Origin of the sequence: Okeania sp. KiyG1 (genome assembly GCF_014132355.1) — a bacterium.
GTDB lineage: Bacteria > Cyanobacteriota > Cyanobacteriia > Cyanobacteriales > Microcoleaceae > Okeania.
The window spans coordinates 41345-63796 of the sequence record NZ_BLZO01000153.1 but is presented as its reverse complement, the minus strand read 5'-3'; the positions used below and the strand labels follow the sequence as shown (position 1 = coordinate 63796).

Genomic DNA, 22452 nt, shown 5'->3' with positions numbered 1-22452 from the left:
ATATTTACGCTAACTATATTAGAGAAATATTTCTCTGTCTCCAGTGAATTTAATCACTGAAAAATGGCAATAATTAAGAGTTGTCGCCCACTACTAAGAAACTTTTCGTTGTTTTTTGGATTTTTTTTTGCCTTTGATGATAACTTGATGACGAGTTCGTGGTGTTGTTTTATATCCTTTAATCCGTCCGGTAGAATAACCTCGACGTTTAGGAGATGTCGTCATTGTACCCAAAGTCGAAATTATTCGATAAAAATCTCTTTGAACTAAACTGGGAGTGATTTTAACTGATTTATTAGTCTTCAAATAATGTTCCCAAGGACGGGGTAAAACAATGGCTAAATTCCTAGCAGCCCATAAATTAACATAAGCAATTAATGTTAATTTGAACCAATTTTCTTCATGTTCAACATCAGGGGTTGAATAAGCTGTCATTAATAATCTTTGTTTACCAAATCGGAACAGATGTTCTATGTCATAACGTTGCCGATAAGATTCATAGCAATCAATCAAACTTAACTCTTGACGTCGAGAACCAATAACAATTAACCACATCGGTTTCCCAATCTGATTACCTACTTCATCAGTAATATTAATTTGTAGTAAAGTAAAAGGATAACGATTCATTTTATAGTTCTGAGTTCCTTTCATTAACATCTGGTTCCAACCCGAAATTGTTACTGTCAATTGACGACCTTTTCTAGTAGTAAAAATGGATTGACTAACCTCCGTAGGTTCATGCCAAGTATTCTCATCTTTCAGGTCAAATTTATCTCCATACCAACGGGGATGTCCTGAAGTAATTGCTTGGTGTTCTTTCCTGATAAATTGACGGTAAAAGACTCGATTGCTTCTCACTCGTGTCACGGTAATTAAGTTTTTATGCTTGACTTGTTCTCCAATAAAATTTCTTTGGCTGTAGAAACTGTCAGCAACTAAAACTGATAACTTCTCTCCAGAGAAAGAAGCAGTTTTAAAGATTTTTTCCAGTTGTTTATTACCAATGTTAGTAGCCTTTTCTGACGAGGGAACCCTTTCTCCTAATAAGGGAACAGCCCAAGGTACATTACCTGTTGCTATTCTCTCTGGTAAAGCGCATATAACTGAATAATAATGGCCAATACTAATGGGTTTATTTCCTTTAATTGGATTGGGATAATTGATAAAAGTTTTGTCGGCCAATGTAGCTGAAAAAGGACGTGGACAAGGAGTTGTATCAATTCCAAATAAATGAAAATGTCGGGAAACTGGAGTAGGAATTGTTTGAGACGCAGCCTCTAATAAGTAATTAACTTGTTGTGAGTAATTATCATCATTTTTATCAGGTAAAAATTCTTGAATTCCTTTATATAAACTGTTATAATTTCGTCGAAATAAAGGATGTTCAGACAATTCTACTACCGAACTTGCGATGGAGTTTGATGAAAGGGCATCTACTAATTCTATAATAGTTTCAATTCTTGCATTAACTCCATGATAAAGGTTTTGCCTCCAGGATAAGAACTCCTTGATTGATTGACTGTTTTCTTGATTTTCCATGGTTGTGAATAATACACCTCTGAATGTTAGTGTATATTTTACGCCAACATAAATCCTTTCTTAACTATTCAGTCTCATGTCTACACCGAAATCCAAGCAAACCACTCAACCTGCAGCCATTAGAGGGAAACAAATTCAGGGTTTAATCCGTCAGATGAAGCAGAAAATTAAGAAAATTGAACGAGAAGGAGAGGTGATTCCTCGTGAAGTTCATATCATCCGTTATCAAGTCAATAGAAATCAGAAACTTTACTATTATTATAAATTACAATCTGCTTCACCGATTTTTCCTATGGCTACTGATAGTCAGAAAAAAACTAAATATAAATATTTAGGCAAAGCGGGTAGTGAAGCTCATATTGATGCAGTTGAAAAAATGAGTCGAAGGAATCTTATTGATGAGTTGGAGAGAGTTGTTCATTCCCTTCAAGAAAGTTATTTAGATATTTGTTTTGGTGGAGAAATTGAACCAGACCCATCCTATGATCTTCGGGATGATAAATAATGTCAAAAACAAAGATAATTCCAGTATGAATTCGGTCTTTAAACCTTAATTTTGGTAGTTAGTGTAACTATTACGCTAACTACTTTTTTTTGTCCAAAGTCCAATTATGAATGGGCAACAACTCAAAACAACCTAGCTGCTACTTACACTCATAGAATCTGTGGCGATAGAGCAGAGAATTTTGAACTTGCTATTGCTGCGATTGAACAAGCATTGTCAGTTTACACCAAACCTGACTTTCCCTATGAATGGGCAACAACCAAAAACAACCTGGCTGTTATCTACAGAGACAGAATCCGTGGTAACAAGGCAGAGAATATAGAACAAGCCATTGCTAGTTATGAACAAGCATTGTTGGTTTACACCAAACCTGACTTTCCCTATAAATGGGCAACAGCCCAAAACAACCTAGGTACTATCTACAGTAACAGAGTCCGTGGTGACAAGGCAGAGAATATAGAACAAGCCATTGCTAGTTATGAACAAGCATTGTTAGTTTACACTAAATCTTCTGATGATTGGGCCACAACTCAAAACAACCTGCTTGCTGCCTACACTAAGAGAATTCATGGTGACGAAACAGAAAATCTCAAACTTGCTATTGCTGCTGCTGAACAAGCGTTGTTAGTTTACACTAAATCTAACTTTCCCTATGATTGGGCTATGACTCAAAACAACCTGGGTCTTGCCTACATCAATCTTGCCTTCTGTGGTGAAAAAGCAGAGAATATAGAACAAGCCATTGCTGCTTTTGAACAAGCATTGTCAGTTTACACCCCAGAAGCAGAGCCTTTTAGGTGTATTTACTCTTCCAAAAATTTAAGCCTTCTCTACTTTTACCAAAGTAATTGGGGAAAAACCATTAAAACCTGTGAAAAAGGTATAACTGCAGTGGAACTTAGTCGCAGTTGGGCTAATGACGATGATCGCCGTCAAGAGATTATGGCAGAAGCAATAATAGTTTATCAGTTACAGGTGCAAGCCTATATCAATATTAACCAGTGGGATAAAGCAATCAAAACAGTCGAACGCAGCAAAGCCCGCAACCTAGTAGAACTCTTGGCAAAGCAGAACCTCAAGCCTAAAGACGTTCCCCAAGAAATAACTGATCGCTAAGGCGTTCGCTATAGCCCAAGTTGCCAACTTTTGCAATTAACCCAAAACAGGGAACGGTCAAAGTTTAGCAACTTCTTGGGAGTTCAAAACCCGACTCAAGACCTCACCTACGCCAACCTGCAAGTGGAGGTAATTCGCCAACAGTTTGACTCAACAGAAGTTCTCGTAGAAACAGCAGCAACTAAAGCAGCATTGATGGATGAGGAAAGTGATGATAAAAAATTATTGCTGCGTGATGCTCACTGCCTTCACTTTGCTTGTCACGGTGATTTTGATGAAAAATCTCCCCTAGAGTCTTGCTTGAAACTAGCCAATAAAGAACCTCTGACATTAGGAGAAATCTTTGGTCTGAATATCGATCAATGTCGCCTCGTCGCCCTCTCAGCGTGTGAAACAGGTTTAACAGATCGCAATAGCCTCAGCGATGAATATATTGGTTTACCTAGCGGCTTTCTGTTTGCAGGGACTCCCAGTGTCATCAATAGTCTCTGGAAAGTAGATGAGTTAGCTACTGCCTTCTTAATGATTAAATTCTATAAAAACCTGGAAAAATTTCCCCAACGAGAAGCTGGGGAAGTAGCGATCGCCCTCAACCAAGCTCAAATTTGGCTGCGAGATTTAACCCATGAAGACTTTGATAAATTTCTCGATCAATTTAACCCCCAAATTGAGGAAATTTGGGCTTCTCTTTCCAAAGGTAAGCGCAAGATTGCTCAAAATTCTTTGGAGAATCGCAAGTGCCAACCCCGTCCTTTTGCCAGTCCTTTTTATTGGTCAGGTTTTATCGCCACCGGATATTAAATCATCATTCATTCTTGCATAAATTCTTCAAGCCAATTTCCCAGAGTTTGAATACACAAGCCATAACTAAGGGTGCAGGAGTTGGTAAGAGTTCTTTAACAAGCTCAAGCACATCTTTTAAGTCATCCCACCCTTTTTCGATCTCTGGTTTGCAAAGATGTTTTCTTGCTCTTTCTACTAAATCCTCTAATAAAGAATCTCCCATGAGAACTGATTCTTCAAAGTCAACTGCAATCAATGTTGTAGCATCTTCTAAAATCCAGTCGCACTCTTCGAGGTTATTCTCAAGAATTGAGAGAGATTCTTTTACTTCTGAAGTTTCCCCCAATTGAGAACGAAAATTCTCAAATTCTGCTGGCGTTACTTTAGTCATAGAGTTATTATCCTCAAGTTGCTTAAAATTTTTATACGCATAATTTTTCTGTGTCGCCGTAAAGGTTTCAGGCTTTACAAAAATTATTAAATATTTCTAAAGTGATTCATTTTTTTAGATCCTGAACCTTTGTATATACAAGACTTACGCAAAGACACTACATACTCAAACCCATAGCTACATTTTTATGTTACTGTACCTTTCCGATAGCATTTGCTATCGGAAAATTTCATCCTCTTAAACGACCGGGCCTGCAATGACTCTAAAGCCTAAATTTCTAGCAAGTGCATTATTAATTAGTTACCAGTTTGCGCCCACCATCACCAATTTTCCAAAATCTGCCAGTTATTGAGACTGCTGACTTCTTCTCGAAACTCCCAATATAATAGTCGGTCTGGTATCGACAAAGCTTTCCATTTAGACTACAAAGATTATGTTCAAACTCTGCAACATAGTCGCGATCGCCTCTTAAATTATCTATCTACCGTCACAACTCGCAATAGTCGTCCATTGAATCACACCGTCTATACCCATCCCAGCAATCTTTTACACACTATTCTTGACATCCTCCTTTCTTTCTTGGTTTTCAGTTAAATTTTTAATATCCGACTCTTGCATATCAAGAGCCAAAGCGATCCGCAAAGCCGTAACAGTATCTGGCCTCTTGCCTTTGATTAGTTGATCCAGAACTTGTTTAGAGATAGTGGTATCAGCCAACAAGGTTTCATAGTTGAATTCAACCAATTCCACCAAACTTGTATATTTTTTCTCTTGTGGGCCATACCCCTCTTCAAGCAAAACTGATTCGAGCAAATTGGCCACAAATTGACTTTGGCTTATAGTAGTAGGGGCTAGCTTTTGCTTCAGAGCAGTCCTCACCCAGGGAGGAACAAATACGGTAAGTCTGACTTTTTCTTCAGATTCGGGCATTTTGAAGTAATTGCGCAACTACTCCATTATCTATTATGTAGCAGAAAATCACCAAATATCACAACTAAGTAATTGACATAGTAGCGTAACTGTGTCATAGTTGGAAGTGTCAAAAAAATAAAACAAGCTACAAGGAAGTTACGAGCTTCCCTATAGCTTAAACCTCTTAAAAAATTCTTGAATTATGAATATAGCACATTTCGAGGAGACAAATCCAGTCTCCCTACTTTTGCAGTTCCAGTGGCTATCGCAAACACAACTAGCCAAAGCCCTGGGAGTAAATCCATCTGCCGTATCGAGATGGCTCTGCGGGGCCACAAGACCAAGCCAAACTATCCAACGACTAGCCTCGGAACTTTTTCAAATCTACAAGAACTGGTCCCTACCATTTCCTCCTCAATTAGAAACAGCAGAATTGGACCCGCTACAACTGCTCAAAAATTTCAATATTTCCCGTTTTACATTAGCTGAGGCTCTAGGAGTTTCGGTTAGAGCTATTGGCCACTGGATTAATGGCCAGAACAAACCATCTCGAAAAGTACGCCGATTGGCCCATCAACTGAATCAAAAGTGGGTTGTACTAACCGGATAGGATGTAGCGATCGCTCCCCCGTGTAAACAAGTGCAACTAACTACACTTGAGTCGAGCATCACTCCAACCGTATCTCCGTTGCATCATAGTGATATTGCATCCATGTTAAAAATCTTGAACTACTGATCGATTGATAGCAGAAAAACTCACTATATAAAATATAGCTGCAGTTGTGTTATTTCAGATCGCGAATCGTATATACAAGATTTTCAATTAACCCCCGCAACCCACCACTCTCTGATGTACACGGAATTCCCACTGTCTGCAACCAGGAAATTCTGTAAACGATATCAATAAAATTCATTATGATACATCTACAAAGCCAACAAGAGCTGGTGAGAATTCTTCAAATCCAGCTACAGCAAGAACAAGAACGTCTAGAAGACATGAGTAATGCAGATACGAAAATTTCTGCATTAACAGGAGAATTAGCTCCAATACTCGCAAAATATCCCGTATATCGATCCGAAGTTGCCGAACAACTCGGATTAATCTTACCAACATTACCGTCACCAACACTGCGAGTAATTGAAATAGTTGATGGCGATTATCGAAAAGACGAACAAAAAAATGTAGTCTCGGACACAAAACCCTCAAAATATAACGAAAGTAGTAATTGTCTAGATGATAATAGTCTAGACAATCAGACAGAACTGCCTGCAACAAGTAACGCATCAAAAGATGTTGATATAACTTGGTACAACTCCATCAGTGGAGAAGTAAGTGTAGGGAACGAACGAAGGTATTTCCGGGTACTTTGGAACAACAAACAAAATCAACATCAAGTAGGTCTCAAAAAATCTGAATCCGCCAAGAGGTGGAGTAAAGATATCAATCCCACTACTCAACCCTTAATAGATAGGGTGGAGAAAGAATTCAAACTAGGAAAACCTGCTGAAAATTTTCGACAGAAATTGTACGAAGCAGCAGAGGAAGTAGGAGGTAAGTTTACTGCTTCTTTATGTAATTTAGGTACTTCCGGCACTTTCCATCTAAATGAAACTTTTGGCGTTTTTCAGATCGAGAATGAAGATATCGAGGTAGGTCATAACGACGGTAACTTTTGGTATATCCGTCCTGGTCGCAACAAAGTTTACTGTTCTGGAAATATTCATGCGTTTACTGAAATATTGAAAGGCTTAAAGACAGATATAGTTTTAGAGTCACAGAAATCAAGCGATCGCGTAACTCCTCAACATAAGACAGCAGCAATCACCCAAATAGAAACTGCTGAAGCGAACAAAGCTCCAAACTCCTCCAAGCCTTCCGACTGTTGGTACACACCACCAGAGATTGTTGAATTAGTAGAACTTGTATTAGGAAAAATAGACCTAGACCCCTGTTCCGACGACGGGAAACACATACCAGCAAAATACCACAAAACCATAAGAGAAGATGGACTTGCTTGTGTATGGTTTGGGAAAGTATTCATCAACCCACCCTATAGCTGTCCTGGTAAATGGATAGAGAAACTCCTAACAGAAGTTAATGATAGTAACGTCACAGAAGCGATCGCCCTCCTGCCAGCATCAACAGACACAAAATGGTTTGCCCCACTGTGGAATCAACCCATCTGTTTCTGGAAAGGAAGGATTAAATTCCTAGACGTTAATTACCAACCAAAACTACCTGCACGTCAGTCACATTGTCTAGTCTATTGGGGAGAAAACACAAACAAATTCAATGAAGTTTTTAGCAAATATGGAGAGGTAAAAACTTCAACAAATAGTCAGCACACAGAAGTTGAAACTACTATACCAATAATCAAAAAAAATCGAACCATTAGTATCAGAAAACTGGACATTAGAAGCTATTGATGATAGCCAAGTAATGCTCTATGAAACAGATGATAAAAATAGTAGTGACTGGGTAAAAATCACCGATAAAGACGAAAGTAAAGGTCTATTCTTCATAAGCCATGAAACAGCATTTTCAAACCATACAAAAACTATAGAAGAGGCTGTAGAAAGAGCAGCATGGTGGTTTAATCAAGACATCATTGATAGTTTAGAGTATTTTATTGATATCCTGAACGGGTATAATACCGACTTAATTGCCACCCGAAATAATTCTACTACAGCATATATACACCAAGACAAAGAATTATTTGGCACAGTATTTTTTTAAGGATGATGAAAGATTGGAACTACCAGAACGGGAAAAACAACTACTCAGAGATACATATAGTATCGACATTGACAACTTAATAGAAGATATTCAATCTCAAGGAGAAATAAACCCAAATGATTACCTAATGGGTATAGGTAAATTAGGAGTGGAATTCAACAAAGCAGATATTATCCAAAATGCTCTACACTCCCTATCAAACATGAATGATTTAGTGATAGTTCGTCAGGGAGAAATATTCAAATTTTATAATGATGAACGATTGGGAGATTGGCTCGGTGATGACTTAGGAACTATCAAGGTTATTGATTCTTCAGACATAGTGATAGATGAACAATTAAATCATCTATTATTTGAAAAATATTCAATATTAGCAGAAGATTTAATTACGGATATTTTTAATAACAAATATGAAGATAATCCAGAAGATTATATCATCTCTAATCAAAACATCAAAGAATTAATTACCTGTAGCGACCAGCAATAAGAAAGCCCCGGACCAGCAATAACGAACTTTTGAGCCAGGATTAATTGCAACTAGATTAACGTTTGAGCCAGAATTAACTGCAACTGAGCCAGAATTAACTGCAACTGAGCCAGAATTAAATGCAACCAGACAGCAATAACTTTTTTGAGCCAGAATTAACTGCAACTAGACGTGTAAAGAAAACGAACGTTTTTTTACTCCTGGTTCATATACCTGAGTCAACGAGAAAATCGGCTTTTTCAAGTTAAGAAAGCCGTAAATCTTTCAAAGTAAAAGTATTGTGATTAATGACGAGTTAATTTACCACACCAACAATTCCTTTGTTGGGAAATGTAGATGCTACAAAAGTTTTAGACTATTTGCAATTAACTCTGGCCTAAAAAAGTTATTGCTGGCTAGTTGCAGTTAATTCTGGCTCAAACACAAATATAGTTGCAGTTAATCTTGGCTCAAAAAGTTCGTTATTGCTGGTCGAGGGCAATAAGATTGCTGGTCGCTACATCTTATTGCTGGCCGCTACACCTACTGCGTCATCCCTTGGCCATGATTCATTCTGTGGAAGAGATAAGGTTAGATTTGTTACTAGGGATGGCAGAAGACACCGACGATATGAGATTCTCGGTCAAACAAAAGGGAGAATTAATGTGGTCGATATGTCATGACAATATACTAAAATTCCTGAAAAATGTACCGAGTTCCCGTCAGCATCGGGTTAAGTATGAAGATTTAGTGCAACAACCCCAAAGCACTGTTAATCTGTTATGTGAATTTATAGGGTTGGATTTCCATGTCGATATGCTCCAACCGTATAAGGAAAAGAAACAGCGTATGAGTGATAGTATTGATTCTGTATCTAGAATGGTGGGCGACCCCAAGTTTCATACTCACAAGAGTATTGATGCTAAAGCTGCCGATCGCTGGAAGGAAGATTACCAAGTCGATTTTTTAGCAGAAGAAACTTGGCAGGTGGCAGAAGAGTTGGGGTATGAAAAAATGAATGTTACAGATAACAACCGAGAAGAAGGAGAAATTTAACAATGAAAAAATTTAAGGCAACAGCAGAACTTTTATCTTACATTGGCAGTTTGGATATCAAACTCTGGGTAGAGGGCGATCGCCTTAAGTTTAACGCTCCAAAAGGATCGCTAACTCCAGAGTTGCGAGTCCAAATTAAAGAGCAAAAAGCAGAAATAATTGCTTTTTTACAAAGCGATCGCTTTGGACGAACTTCTAATACGAATTATCGCACTATCAAACGAATAGATGACCGCAGTGACATTCCTCCTTCTTTTGCCCAAGAACGATTGTGGTTCCTTCATCAACTAGAAGCAGGAGATACCTCTGCCTACAATATGCCGACGGTATCGCAGCTAACTGGGGGACTCAACATAGATGCCCTCGAACAATCCCTCACAGAAATAATCAGACGTCACGAAGTTCTACGAACGAGCTTTAAGTCAGTCTCTGGTGTGGCGCGGATGGCGATCGCACCAGACTGTCAACTAACTGTACCGGTCATCGACCTACGGGAATTATCAGAACCGGACCGATCGCTGGAAGTGCAAAAGTTGACAGAAGCATTCGCCAAGCAACCGTTTGATTTAGAACAAGCGCCTTTACTGCGGGCGAGTATATTGCAACTAGAAGACCAAAAGCATATTTTGCTATTGAACGTGCATCATATTGCTTTTGATGGCTGGTCGAGGGGAATTTTGCGCCAAGAGTTGTCCGCGATCTATCAAGCTTTCAGTTGTGGTAAACCGTCACCATTAGCAGAATTGCCCATTCAATATGGCGACTATGCCGCCTGGCAGAGGCAGTGGTTACAAGGGGAAGTATTAGAAACCCAACTCAACTACTGGAAACAGCAATTAGGAGGAGAGCTACCGGTCTTAGAACTGCCCCTAGATTACCCCCGTCCCAGAGTGCAAACTTACACCGGTGGGAAAGAATCTTTCCAACTATCAGAAGAACTCACATCATCCCTCAAAGAGTTAAGTCGTCAGTCAGGCGTGACATTGTACATGACCTTACTGGCAGCATTCAAAGTATTGCTATCGCGCTATTCGGGGCAGTCGGATATCATTATCGGCACCCCCATAGCCAACCGCGATCGCACGGAACTCGAAGGTTCGATCGGGTTTTTTGTCAATACCCTAGTGTTGCGAACTGACTTGGGGGGTAATCCCAGCTTTGGGGAATTATTAGGACGAGTGCGGGAAGTAACCTTGGGGGCTTATGTTCATAAAGATATGCCCTTTGAGAAGCTCGTCGAACAGTTGCAACCGGAGCGAGATTTAAGTCGCAATCCTCTCTTTCAAGTTTGGTTCGATATGGTGAACGTGCCCCGTCGTCCCTTGTCACTCCCAGGGCTGACAGTAGAAAAACTCTCTTTAGGAGTTGCTCAGTCCAAGTTTGACTTAACTCTATATATTCGAGAAACAGATCGCAGCATTCAACTAACATTGGCGTACAATGCCGAGCTATTTAGTTCCCTGAGAATGTCTCAACTGCTGGAACACTATCAGTATTTATTAGAGCAGATAGTCAACTTACCCCAACAGAGGCTCTCAGGTTTGGCTCTATTAAGAACCTCCCAGAAGCATTATCCCGAGCTTAGGGAGCAGATTGCTCCGGGCCTTGCCTTTAGGGAATTTGCGCGAACAGAAATCTCTCAATCGCTCCCAGAGCGATTTTCTCAACAGGTTCGGCAATATCCCCAGAATATAGCCATCAAAACCCCAAATTACCAATGGACTTATACAGAACTAGAACGTAAAGCGGAGGGAGTCGCAGGAATAGTCCTCAACAAATGCGGTGGTGCCCAACAACGAATTGCCCTGCTATTGGAACATGATGCCCCAGCAATAGCAGCAATTTTAGGAGTCCTCTTAGCCGGAAAAACTTATGTTTTTCTAGACCCAAGCTATCCCAGAGAAAGGCTGGCTTATATCTTAGAAGATTCTCAGACAACGGCGGTGGTAACCAACAACCAGAATTGGGAATTGGCGGTGGAATTGCTGCCAGAGGAAATGAGGCTCATCAATATCGATATTATGGATGTAGCGGGAGATTGGTCCCACAGCAAACCAGAAATTGCCCCAGAGCAACTCGCATACATACTCTACACGTCGGGTTCCACCGGACGACCCAAAGGAGTGATGCAAAATCATCGCAACGTGCTGCATTTTATCAGGAACTACACCAATAATCTCAAAATAACCTCCTCTGATAAGTTAACCCTGCTGTCATCCCTCTGCTTTGATGGGGCAATTGTGGACATATTTGCGGCCTTATTAAATGGTGCGACCCTGTACCCATTCGACCTCAAGTCTGAAGGTCTAGCTCCAGTGCCTACTTATCTTCAGCACGAAGAGATTACCATTTATCACTCCATCCCCACCGTTTACCGACACTGGACGAACCACCTTTCGGAACCAGACAGTTTACCCCAGATGCGTTTCATTGTCCTGGGAGGAGAGGAGGTTAAACACCAAGAGGTGCAGATTTACCAACAGCACTTCCATGAAAACTGTAGATTGGTAAATCTGATGGGTTCGACAGAATCGACCATTAGCTTACAATATTTTATCGATCGCCAAACAGAGGTCGGCAATAAAGTTCCAGTAGGTTATCCCCTCGAAGAAACAGAAATTATCTTGTTCGACGACAACGGCCAGGTCACTCCTTTCTATGGAGAAATCGGGATTCGCAGTCCCTACCTCGCCCTGGGCTATTGGCGGCAACCTCAACTAACCGACAAGGTTTTTATTGCCGACCCGGAAGGGGGCAACAAGCGAATTTACCGCACGGGAGATATCGGTCGCCTGGGACCCGATGGCCGGATTGAATTTGTAGGGCGCAAAGATTTCCAGGTCAAGCTGAGGGGGTACCGGATTGAACTGGGGGAAATAGAAGCAGTGCTGCTAAAACATCCTCAAGTCAAAGAAGCCGTGGTTATTGCCCGCGAAGACAATCCCGGGGATAAACGGCTGGTAGCCTATGTAGTAGCCAAGGGCTCTCAACCGGTGATGAGTGAATTGCGCAGCTTCGCGAAAAGCAAGCTACCCGATTACATGATTCCGGCAGCTTTTGTCATGCTGGAGTCTCTGCCCTTGACTCCCAACGGCAAGGTGAACCGACGTGCCTTAAAAGCACCGGAACTAGATTCCAGCACATCGGCTCCTTTTGTCGGCCCCCAAACTCCAGCCCAAGAGTTACTGGCGGACATCTACGCATCAGTCTTGGGAATTGAACAAGTCGGAATTCACGACAACTTCTTTGAACTGGGGGGACATTCCCTGTTCGGAACTCAAGTCATTTCCAGGTTGCGAGAAACCTTTGCGGTAGAAATGCCCCTACGCAGTATCTTTGAAGCGCCCACGGTTGCCCAACTAGAAGCACAACTCAACCGTCAAAATGAGGGGCAACTCCCCATCGCCCCAGTCATCGGGAGGGTAGAGAACTCCGAGAAGCCCTTAAGTTTTGCCCAAGAACGACTGTGGTTCCTCCACCAACTAGAACAAGGAGATACCTCTGCCTACAATATGCCGAGTATATTGCAGCTAACTGGGAAACTCAACATAGATGCCCTCGAACAATCCCTCACAGAAATAATCAGACGTCACGAAGTTCTACGGACGAGCTTTCAGTCGGTCTCAGGTGTGGCCCGTATAGGTCGCTGGCACCAGAGTGTCAACTAACTTTGGCTGTCATCGACCTACGGGAATTATCACAACCGGACCAATCCCTGCAAGTGCAAAAGTTGACAGAGGCCGAAGGTAAGCAACCGTTTGATTTAGAACAAGCACCGTTACTGCGGGGGAAGATATTGCAACTAGAAGAGCAAAAGCATGTTTTACTATTGAACGTGCATCATATTGCTTTTGATGGCTGGTCGAGGGGAATTTTGCGCCAAGAGTTGTCGGTGATTTATCAAGCTTTGAGTTGTGGTAAACCGTCACCATTAGCAGAATTACCGCTCCAATATGCCGACTATGCAGCCTGGCAAAGGCAGTGGTTACAAGGGGAAGTATTAGAAAGCCAAATCAACTACTGGAAACAGCAATTATCACCGGAGCTACCGGTATTAGAACTGCCCCTAGATTACCCCCGTCCCAAAGTGCAAACCTACAGGGGCGGCAAAAAATATTTGCAACTTTCCCAAGAACTCACATCATCCCTCAAAGAGTTGAGCCGCCAGGAAGGGGTGACGTTGTACATGAGTTTACTGGCAGCATTCAAAGTATTGCTATCACGTTATTCGGGGCAGTCAGATATGATTGTAGGCACCCCCATAGCCAACCGCGATCGCACGGAACTCGAAGGTCTTATCGGCTTTTTTGTCAATACCCTAGTGTTGCGAACTGACTTGGGGGGTAATCCCAGCTTTGGGGAATTATTAGGACGAGTGCGAGAAGTAACCTTGGGGGCTTATGCTCATAAAGATATGCCCTTTGAGAAGCTGGTCGAACAGTTGCAACCCGAGCGAGATTTGAGTCGCAATCCCCTATTTCAAGTTTGGTTCGACATGGTGAACGTGCCCCGTCGTCCCTTGTCACTCCCAGGAATGACAGTAGAAAACCTCTCTTTAGGAGCTGCTCAGTCTAAGTTTGACTTAACTCTATATGTTCGAGAAGCCCATGAGAGCATTCAACTAACATTATCGTACAACGCCGAGCTATTTAGTTCCCTGAGAATGGACCAACTGCTGGAACACTATCAGTATTTATTAGAGCAGATTGTCAATAATCCCCAACAGAGGCTCTCAGGTTTGGCTCTATTAAGAACCGAACATAAGCATACTCCTCTCCTGGCGAACCAGATTCCTGCGGAGAAAGAATTTAGGGAATTTGTACGCACAGAAATAGAGCGATCGATCCCAGAGCGATTTTCTCAACAGGTGAGGCAATATCCCCAGAATCTAGCCATCAAAACCAAGAATTACCAATGGACTTATACGGAACTAGAACGGACGGCGGAGGGAGTGGCACGAATAGTCCTCGACAAATGCGGTGGCGCCCAACAACGCATAGCCCTGCTATTGGAACATGATGCCCTGGCAATAGCAGCAATTTTAGGAGTCCTCAAAGCCGGAAAAACTTATGTGCCCCTCGACCCGAACTATCCGAGAGAAAGACTCGCTTATATTCTCGAAGATTCTCAGGCAACGGCCATAGCGACCAACAACGCGAATCGGGAATTGGCAGTGGAATTATGCCCGGAGGCAATAACCCTCATCAATATTGATAAGGAAGATGTAACAGATGATGGCTCTGTGATGAAACCGGAAATTGCCCCAGACCAACTCGCATACATACTCTACACCTCAGGTTCTACCGGAGTTCCTAAAGGGGTAATGCAAAATCATCGCAACGTGCTGCATTTCATCAGGAACTACACCAATAATCTCAAAATTACGCCCAATGATAAGTTAACCCTGCTGTCATCCCTCTGCTTTGATGCGGCAATTGTGGACATATTTGCAGCCTTGTTAAATGGTGCGACCCTGTATCCCTTCGACATCAAGTCTGAAGGTCTAGCTCCTTTGCCTACTTATCTTCAGCAGTCCGGGATGACAATTTATCACTCCACCCCCACTGTATTCCGGCACTTGAAGAGCCACCTGACGGCAGCAGACTGTTTGTCGCCGATGCGTTTAATCGTCTTAGGAGGAGAGGAGGTCAAACCTCAAGATGTCGAGATCTACCTTCAGCACTTCAGTGAGAACTGTATCTTAGTCAATCTGATGGGTTCGACAGAATCGACCATTAGCTTACAGTATTTTATCGATCGCCAAACAGAGGTCGGTAATCAAGTTCCAGTAGGTTATCCCCTCGCAGAAACAGAAATTATCTTGTTCGACGACAACGGCCAGGTCACGGATTTCTACGGGGAAATCGGGATTCGCAGTCCCTATATCGCCCTGGGCTATTGGCGGCAACCTCAGCTGACCGACAAGGTTTTTTTGGCCGACCCAGACGGGGGCAACCGACGGATTTACCGCACGGGAGATATCGGTCGCCTGAGACCGGATGGCAGCCTCGAATTTCTCGGGCGCAAAGATTTCCAGGTCAAGCTCAGGGGATACCGGATTGAACTGGGGGAAATAGAAGCTGCGCTGGCACAACGCCCTCAAGTCAAAGAAGCCGTGGTTATTGCCCTCCAAGACAATCCCTCAGAGAAGCGCCTTGTTGCCTATGTAGTAGCCAAGGGATCTCAACCGGTCAAGAGTGAATTGCGCTCCTTCCTCAAAAGTAAGCTACCCGATTACATGATTCCGGCTGTTTTTGTCATCTTGGAATCTCTACCCTTAACTCCCAACGGCAAGGTGAACCGACGTGCCTTAAAAGCACCGGAACTAGACTCCACCACATCGGCTTCTTTTGTCGGCCCCCAAACTCCAGCCCAAGAGTTACTCGCCGAAATCATCTCATCTGTCTTGGGCATCGAAGGCTGCGGAATTCACGACAACTTTTTTGAACTGGGAGGACATTCTCTGTTCGCAACTCAAGTCATTTCCAGGTTGCGAGAAACCTTCGAGGTAGAAATCCCCCTACGCAGTATCTTTGAAGCCCCCACAGTAGCCGAACTAGAAGCACAACTCAACCGCAGGAGTCAAAATGATGAGCAACTGGCCATCGCCCCAGCCATCGAGAGGGTATCGAGCGAGCAAGATTTGCCCTTAAGTTTTGCCCAAGAACGACTGTGGTTCCTCCACCAACTAGAAGCAGGAGATACCTCTGCCTACAATATGCCGACGGTATGGCAGCTAACTGGGGGACTCAACATAGATGCCCTCGAACAATCCCTCACAGAAATAATCCGTCGCCACTCAGTCCTGGGGACTAGCTTTAAGTCAGTCTCTGGTGTGGCGCGGATGGCGATCGCACCAGACTGTCAACTAACTGTACCGGTCATCGACCTACGGGAATTATCAGAACCGGACCGATCGCTGGAAGTGCAAAAGTTGACAGAAGCATTCGCCAAGCAACCGTTTGATTTAGAACAAGCGCCTTTACTGCGGGCGAGTATATTGCAACTAGAAGACCAAAAGCATATTTTGCTATTGAACGTGCATCATATTGCTTTTGATGGCTGGTCGAGGGGAATTTTGCGCCAAGAGTTGTCCGCGATCTATCAAGCTTTCAGTTGTGGTAAACCGTCACCATTAGCAGAATTGCCCATTCAATATGGCGACTATGCCGCCTGGCAGAGGCAGTGGTTACAAGGGGAAGTATTAGAAACCCAACTCAACTACTGGAAACAGCAATTAGGAGGAGAGCTACCGGTCTTAGAACTGCCCCTAGATTACCCCCGTCCCAGAGTGCAAACTTACACCGGTGGGAAAGAATCTTTCCAACTATCAGAAGAACTCACATCATCCCTCAAAGAGTTAAGTCGTCAGTCAGGCGTGACATTGTACATGACCTTACTGGCAGCATTCAAAGTATTGCTATCGCGCTATTCGGGGCAGTCGGATATCATTATCGGCACCCCCATAGCCAACCGCGATCGCACGGAACTCGAAGGTTCGATCGGGTTTTTTGTCAATACCCTAGTGTTGCGAACTGACTTGGGGGGTAATCCCAGCTTTGGGGAATTATTAGGACGAGTGCGGGAAGTAACCTTGGGGGCTTATGTTCATAAAGATATGCCCTTTGAGAAGCTCGTCGAACAGTTGCAACCGGAGCGAGATTTAAGTCGCAATCCTCTCTTTCAAGTTTGGTTCGATATGGTGAACGTGCCCCGTCGTCCCTTGTCACTCCCAGGGCTGACAGTAGAAAAACTCTCTTTAGGAGTTGCTCAGTCTAAGTTTGACTTAACCCTGTACGTTCTCCAAACCAATGAGAGTATCCAACTGACATTATCGTACAACGCCGAGCTATTTAGTTCCCTGAGAATGTCTCAACTGCTGGAACACTATCAGTATTTATTAGAGCAGATAGTCAACGTACCCCAACAGAGGCTCTCAGGTTTGGCTCTATTAAGAACCGAACATAAGCATTATCCCGATCTCAGGGAGCAGATTTCTCCAAGCCTTGCCTTTAGGGAATTTGCGCGAACAGAAATAGAGCGATCGCTCCCAGAGCGATTTGCTCAACAGGTTCGGCAATATCCCCAGAATCTAGCCATCAAAACCCCAAATTACCAATGGACTTATACAGAACTAGAACGGAAGGCCGAGGGGGTCGCAGGAATAGTCCTCAACAAATGCGGTGGTGCCCAACAACGAATTGCCCTGCTATTGGAACATGATGCCCCGGCAATAGCAGCAATTTTAGGAGTACTCAAAGCCGGAAAAACCTATGTGCCCCTCGACCCGAGCTATCCCAGAGAAAGACTCGCTTATATTCTCGAAGATTCTCAGGCAACGGCAATAGCGACCAACAACCGGAATCGGGAATTAGCGGTGGAATTATGCCCCGAGGCAATAACCATCATCAATATTGATAAGGAAGATGTCACAGATGATGGCTCTGTAATGAAACCGGAAATTTCCCCAGACCAACTCGCATATATACTCTACACGTCCGGTTCTACTGGAGTTCCTAAAGGGGTGATGCAAAATCATCGCAACGTGCTGCATTTCATCAGGAACTATACCAATAATCTCAAAATCACCTCCTCTGATAAGTTAACCCTGCTGTCATCCATATCCTTTGATGCGGCAATTATGGATATCTTTGCTGCCTTGTTAAATGGTGCGACCCTGTATCCCTTCGACATCAAGTCTGAAGGTTTAGTTCCTCTGCCTACTTATCTTCAGCAGTCCGGGATTACCATTTATCACTCCACCCCCACTGTATTCCGGCACTTGGAGAGTCACCTGACGGTAGCACAAAAGTTGCCGCAGATGCGTTTAATTGTCCTCGGAGGAGAGGAGGTCACACCCCAAGATGTGCAAATTTACCAACAGTACTTCGGTGGGGACTGTATCTTGGTCAATGGTCTGGGACCGACAGAATCGACTGTTACCTTACAATATTTTATCGATCGACAAACAGAAGTAGGTCATCGGGTTCCCGTAGGTTATCCGATCGAAGAAACAGAAATTATCTTGTTCGACGACAACGGCCAGGTCACGGATTTCTATGGGGAAATCGGGATTCGCAGTCCCTATATCGCCCTGGGCTATTGGCGGCAACCTCAGCGGACTGATAAGGTTTTTATAGCCGACCCAGAAGGGGGCAACAAGCGAATTTACCGCACGGGAGATATCGGTCGCCTGGGACCCGATGGCGGGATTGAATTTCTCGGGCGCAAAGATTTCCAGGTCAAGCTGAGGGGGTACCGGATTGAACTGGGAGAAATCGAAGCGGTACTGGCACAGCACCCTCAAGTCAAAGAAGCGGTGGTTATTGCCCTCGAAGATAATCCCGGGAATAAACGCCTGGTTACCTATGTAGTAGCCAAGGGCTCTCAACCGGTCATGAGTGAATTGCGCAGCTTCGCGAAAAGCAAGCTACCCGATTACATGATTCCGGCAGCTTTTGTCATCTTGGAGTCTCTGCCCTTGACTCCCAATGGCAAGGTAAACCGACATGCTTTACCCGCACCGGATGTTTCTACCCAGGAAGTAGGAGAAATCCCCCCCCGTACCACCACAGAACTGCAACTGGCACAAATTTGGTCGGAGGTTCTCAATCTACCCTCCGTGGGAGTGCGAGATAACTTCTTTGACTTAGGCGGTCATTCCCTGTTAGGGTTGCGCTTAATGGCGAGCATCGAACAACAGTTTGGAATGAGACTGCCTTTGACAACTCTGTTTACCGAACCTACCATTGAAAGCCAAGGTCGTTTACTCACTAGTACCCCCAATACTCAAAGTTTTTCACCTTTAGTTCCAATTCGGCAAACCGGTTCAAAGCCACCATTTTTCTGCGTTCATCCCAGGGGAGGCATTGTTCTGTGTTTAGCAGACTTAGCTCGCCAATTGGGTGTGGAACAACCTTTCTATGCTCTGCAATCTGTTGGACTCAATGGAGAAGAAAAGCCTTTAACTAGCTTTGAGGACATGGCTACCTCTTTTATCAAAACAATACAAACTGTTAGACCTCAAGGACCATACCAACTTGGCGGTTTCTGTTTGGGTGCTAAGATCGCTTTTGAGATAGCCCAACAGTTAAGCTCTTTAGGACATGAAATATCACTCTTGGCATTGATAGATCCCTTTTCTCCTTTCTTGTTCAAAAAACCATTACCAGATGAAGCCAGGCTTGTAACTTCTTTTGCCGGGTCTCTAAGTCGTCTTTTTCACAAAGAACTGCCAGTGTCAGCAAATCGACTGGAGCAACTGGGGTTGGACGAGAAATTAAACTATATTTTTAAGGAGGGAACAAGAGTTCAACTTTTGCCACCAGAAATGGGTCTAGAGCAGATTCGTCAGCTATTTGCCGTTTACCAAGCTAACAGCCTAGCCAGCTATAGTTATGTACCCCAGCCTTACTCGGGTCGGATTAATCTTTTCTGTGCGGAGAAAACATTGGAACAATTAGCTGAAGAACACATTCAAGGTTGGAGTTCTCTAGCTGCTGGTGGCATCAATATCCACAAAATTGCTGGCGACCATTACTCTATAATCTACAGTGAAGCCTTAGCGAAGGGATTAGGTCCCTATCTCAGATTTTGAGGAATCCCGTTGAAAAAGTCCCCTGAAAACTAGGGGACTTACTCCCACATATTTCACGACTAAAAAACTCAGCAAAATATTCCACATGGCGAAAGTAAGAGTTGTAACCATAGCTGCACCGATCGCGCCAATGAGAGGAATCGCGATCGCATTTAACACGATATTGATGGCAGTTGCATAAACAAAAACCATCGCGGATTTATTTTGATTCCCCGTCATAATCATCAAGGTGGAGACAGGACCGCACCAAGAGTTAATCGCCCGTCCTAACACCAAAATCTTTAACTGCCAATTGGCGGTAATAAATTCCGAGCCAAATATTCCTAAAACCGGTTGACTGAAGAGGATTAGAAATAAGGAAATAGCCAAAGAAGGCCAGAAAATCCACAAGGCAACTGTTCCAACCACTTTTTGGAGACCGTCAATATCCTCTTTAGCATACAGGGCTGCGAAACTAGGAGCGGCGACTATATTGATAATTGTCGGTACAAAACCAACCCATTTAGCCGTCTTCAGTGCCGCAGCGTACATCCCTGCTTCGGACGGTCCCAATATTGAACCCACCATAATCGTGTCAGTTTTACTGAGAATGAGGAAACAACCGGACTGTAATAACACCACAAAAGCAACACCCAACCACTCTCGAATGGCATAGATCGGTTTGCTAGCAACAAATTCTTGGTTTAACTTCAGCAATAATAATCCCAACTGGAATAAGACAACTGCTAGCAAGGTTATTTGAGAGATAGCGATCGCAGAAATTCCTGTGAGAGCGCGATTGGTCTCTAAGAACAGAAATGCGCCACAGATTAGCAAGACTGGCCAAATTATTTGTGATGGCGCATAACCTAAAGTAACATCCTTGGCCGCTCTAGCTGTTTCTAATTGCAACTTCACTAGGGCTTGTAGCGGGATGAGACCGATACCGATTAATAAAGGAATGGCATAAGCAAAGGGGTGGTAATAATTGAGCAGTAAAATTACACCAGCAGCTAGCAAGCTAACTAAGAGACTAGCTAGAATAGTCATCAACCAACTGCTGCGCACGATCCCCCGCAACAGTTCCCATTCTTCTTTCACCCGGTACTGGGAGACAAATCGCAAAACGGTATGGGGTAAACCCAATCCTGCGGGAATGGCTAAGAGGACAGACCAAGCAACGACATATTCATAAATGCCATACTCGGTTCTGCCAATCCATCGGGCGAGGAAAACTTGCACTAAATAAGTCAGAAGAATACCCGCAAATTTTATGACTAGGGCAATTCCAGCTTCTTTAGCGAGAATACCTAAATTCAGATTTTCCTCAGTAGTGGAACTAACGGTTTGTGTCATCAATTTTCCTTAAATAAAAGTTATATAGCAATCCTAAATGGATTAAGATATAGGTGTAACGGCTTGCAAACAAAAACGCCTCAGCTTGCAAACAAGCTAATTTTCAGCTCACATTAACTGCAAATAAAAACAGCTTTCAGCTCACATTATCTGCAAATCAGCTCAAATTATTTGCAAATAGCTCGCAAACAGAATTTTCAGCTCACATTAACTGCAAATAGCCTGTAACTTTGACACAGAAAGTATTATAGTCTTTTTGTCTAAATCATTGGCCATATAATGTCCAATTAAGTGCCTTTTTGATAGTAAAACGACGTTTTATCCCTAATTGAGGTCTTTTCTCTAGTCAATAATATATATAAAAGTATATATATTATTGACTAATTAGTATATATATTTAATGAATATATTCTACTACATATTAAACATTAATTACCTTGTTTTATACTTATATTATCAATTTTTAAAAATGTACTTACTAGGCAATTTGCATAATTATTTTCGTTGAAAGTATACAGTAAATCCACAATTAAATTGCCCAACATATTAGGCTTAAAAGTTGAAATCTCAATAATTTCAACAGGATTTAGCTATTTAGGAAGAGTTAATCTGATAGAGATTAGCAAAATTAATAGTTTAATTGATAATAATGTTTCTGCTCTTGTAGCGTCTGAAAAAGCTATTCAATTATGTGAAAAATAAGCTGTATAAAAAGCTTAAATTATCTTGACAAATTTAGATAATAAACCCTCAAATTAATTGCTGTAATAATATACCTCTAAATATATTTTTAACTTGGAAAATTATGTTATGGACAGAGTATTGATACTACTCTGCCCTTGTGGAGTGAGGATTAGCTGTAGACATTTGTCTTTACAGTGGGGACAGTGTATGTTTTAAAGTTTGTAATCTAGGCATCAAAAAGCTTACAGCTTATTTGCAATTAATGTGAGCTGAAAATCTTGTTTGTGAGCTGTTTGCAAATAATCTGAGCTTATTTGCAGTTAATGTGAGC

Annotated in this window: 13 protein-coding genes and 1 pseudogene; 10 read left to right on the top strand and 4 right to left on the bottom strand. The window is 42.6% G+C overall.

From position 1 onward, the window contains the following. Nucleotides 1–93 precede the first annotated feature (93 nt). Nucleotides 94–1539, bottom strand: coding sequence for an NF041680 family putative transposase (locus SAGCYANO_RS35335; protein WP_202218496.1), 1446 nt, complete (start codon nt 1537–1539; stop codon nt 94–96). 76 nt (nt 1540–1615) lie between these two features. Here SAGCYANO_RS35335 and SAGCYANO_RS35330 point away from each other — a divergent pair, with 76 nt between their 5' ends. The 3 genes and pseudogenes from SAGCYANO_RS35330 to SAGCYANO_RS35320 all read left to right on the top strand — a co-directional run. Further along, nucleotides 1616–2044: a hypothetical protein gene (locus SAGCYANO_RS35330; RefSeq protein WP_202219552.1), complete on the top strand. Its 429-nt coding sequence runs from the start codon at nt 1616–1618 to the stop codon at nt 2042–2044. A gap of 51 nt (nt 2045–2095) precedes the next feature. Next, entirely contained in the window at nt 2096–3160 is a 1065-nt protein-coding gene (locus SAGCYANO_RS35325; RefSeq protein ID WP_202224317.1) for a tetratricopeptide repeat protein, read from the top strand. 15 nt (nt 3161–3175) lie between these two features. Beyond that, nucleotides 3176–3961 (top strand): annotated as a pseudogene (locus SAGCYANO_RS35320) (CHAT domain-containing protein); the annotation flags it as partial. Between the two features lie 4 nt (nt 3962–3965). On the opposite strand, the gene SAGCYANO_RS35315 reads toward SAGCYANO_RS35320, so the two are convergent. Together SAGCYANO_RS35315 and SAGCYANO_RS35310 are read right to left on the bottom strand one after the other, a co-directional pair. After that, nucleotides 3966–4334 carry a hypothetical protein gene (locus SAGCYANO_RS35315; protein WP_202224315.1) on the bottom strand — a complete coding sequence of 123 codons (369 nt, stop codon included), beginning with the start codon at nt 4332–4334 and terminating at the stop codon, nt 3966–3968. A 546-nt stretch (nt 4335–4880) separates the two neighbouring features. Then, nucleotides 4881–5264, bottom strand: a complete 384-nt coding sequence (locus SAGCYANO_RS35310; RefSeq protein WP_202224314.1) for a hypothetical protein — start codon at nt 5262–5264, stop codon at nt 4881–4883. A 184-nt stretch (nt 5265–5448) separates the two neighbouring features. Between SAGCYANO_RS35310 and SAGCYANO_RS35305 the strand changes: the two genes are divergently transcribed. From SAGCYANO_RS35305 to SAGCYANO_RS48455, 7 genes are all read left to right on the top strand, one after another. Continuing rightward, nucleotides 5449–5856 carry a helix-turn-helix transcriptional regulator gene (locus SAGCYANO_RS35305; protein WP_202224313.1) on the top strand — a complete coding sequence of 136 codons (408 nt, stop codon included), beginning with the start codon at nt 5449–5451 and terminating at the stop codon, nt 5854–5856. A 305-nt stretch (nt 5857–6161) separates the two neighbouring features. Further along, the gene (locus tag SAGCYANO_RS35300; RefSeq protein WP_202224312.1) at nt 6162–7673 is read left to right on the top strand and encodes a DNA N-6-adenine-methyltransferase; all 1512 of its coding nucleotides are present in this window, start codon (nt 6162–6164) and stop codon (nt 7671–7673) included. 13 nt (nt 7674–7686) lie between these two features. Then, nucleotides 7687–7983 (top strand): hypothetical protein, encoded by a 297-nt coding sequence (locus SAGCYANO_RS35295; RefSeq protein WP_202224311.1) that lies wholly within the window; start codon nt 7687–7689, stop codon nt 7981–7983. Beyond that, nucleotides 7964–8470, top strand: coding sequence for a hypothetical protein (locus SAGCYANO_RS35290; protein WP_202224310.1), 507 nt, complete (start codon nt 7964–7966; stop codon nt 8468–8470). The genes SAGCYANO_RS35295 and SAGCYANO_RS35290 overlap by 20 nt, the downstream gene beginning before the upstream one ends. A 444-nt stretch (nt 8471–8914) precedes the next feature. After that, a complete protein-coding gene (locus tag SAGCYANO_RS35285; RefSeq protein WP_237397000.1) occupies nt 8915–9505 on the top strand; it encodes a sulfotransferase in 591 nt (196 codons plus the stop codon). 2 nt (nt 9506–9507) lie between these two features. Further along, a complete protein-coding gene (locus SAGCYANO_RS48460) occupies nt 9508–13173 on the top strand; it encodes a non-ribosomal peptide synthetase (protein WP_202224308.1) in 3666 nt (1221 codons plus the stop codon). Nucleotides 13174–13175: 2 nt separating this feature from the next. Further along, nucleotides 13176–20102 carry a non-ribosomal peptide synthetase gene (locus SAGCYANO_RS48455; RefSeq protein ID WP_202224307.1) on the top strand — a complete coding sequence of 2309 codons (6927 nt, stop codon included), beginning with the start codon at nt 13176–13178 and terminating at the stop codon, nt 20100–20102. On the opposite strand, the gene SAGCYANO_RS35270 is transcribed toward SAGCYANO_RS48455, so the two are convergent. Then, entirely contained in the window at nt 20079–21437 is a 1359-nt protein-coding gene (locus SAGCYANO_RS35270; RefSeq protein ID WP_202224306.1) for an oligosaccharide flippase family protein, read from the bottom strand. The genes SAGCYANO_RS48455 and SAGCYANO_RS35270 overlap by 24 nt on opposite strands. Between the last annotated feature and the right edge of the window lie 1015 nt (nt 21438–22452).

Excerpts from the sequence above, each read along its gene's own strand:
- SAGCYANO_RS35310 (WP_202224314.1), bottom strand. The coding sequence starts at position 5,264 with ATGCCCGAATCTGAAGAAAAAGTCAGACTTACCGTATTTGTTCCTCCC.
- SAGCYANO_RS35305 (WP_202224313.1), top strand. The coding sequence starts at position 5,449 with ATGAATATAGCACATTTCGAGGAGACAAATCCAGTCTCCCTACTTTTG.
- SAGCYANO_RS35330 (WP_202219552.1), top strand. The coding sequence starts at position 1,616 with ATGTCTACACCGAAATCCAAGCAAACCACTCAACCTGCAGCCATTAGA.
- SAGCYANO_RS35270 (WP_202224306.1), bottom strand. The coding sequence starts at position 21,437 with ATGACACAAACCGTTAGTTCCACTACTGAGGAAAATCTGAATTTAGGT.
- SAGCYANO_RS35315 (WP_202224315.1), bottom strand. The coding sequence starts at position 4,334 with ATGACTAAAGTAACGCCAGCAGAATTTGAGAATTTTCGTTCTCAATTG.
- SAGCYANO_RS35300 (WP_202224312.1), top strand. The coding sequence starts at position 6,162 with ATGATACATCTACAAAGCCAACAAGAGCTGGTGAGAATTCTTCAAATC.
- SAGCYANO_RS35335 (WP_202218496.1), bottom strand. The coding sequence starts at position 1,539 with ATGGAAAATCAAGAAAACAGTCAATCAATCAAGGAGTTCTTATCCTGG.
- SAGCYANO_RS48460 (WP_202224308.1), top strand. The coding sequence starts at position 9,508 with ATGAAAAAATTTAAGGCAACAGCAGAACTTTTATCTTACATTGGCAGT.
- SAGCYANO_RS35295 (WP_202224311.1), top strand. The coding sequence starts at position 7,687 with ATGCTCTATGAAACAGATGATAAAAATAGTAGTGACTGGGTAAAAATC.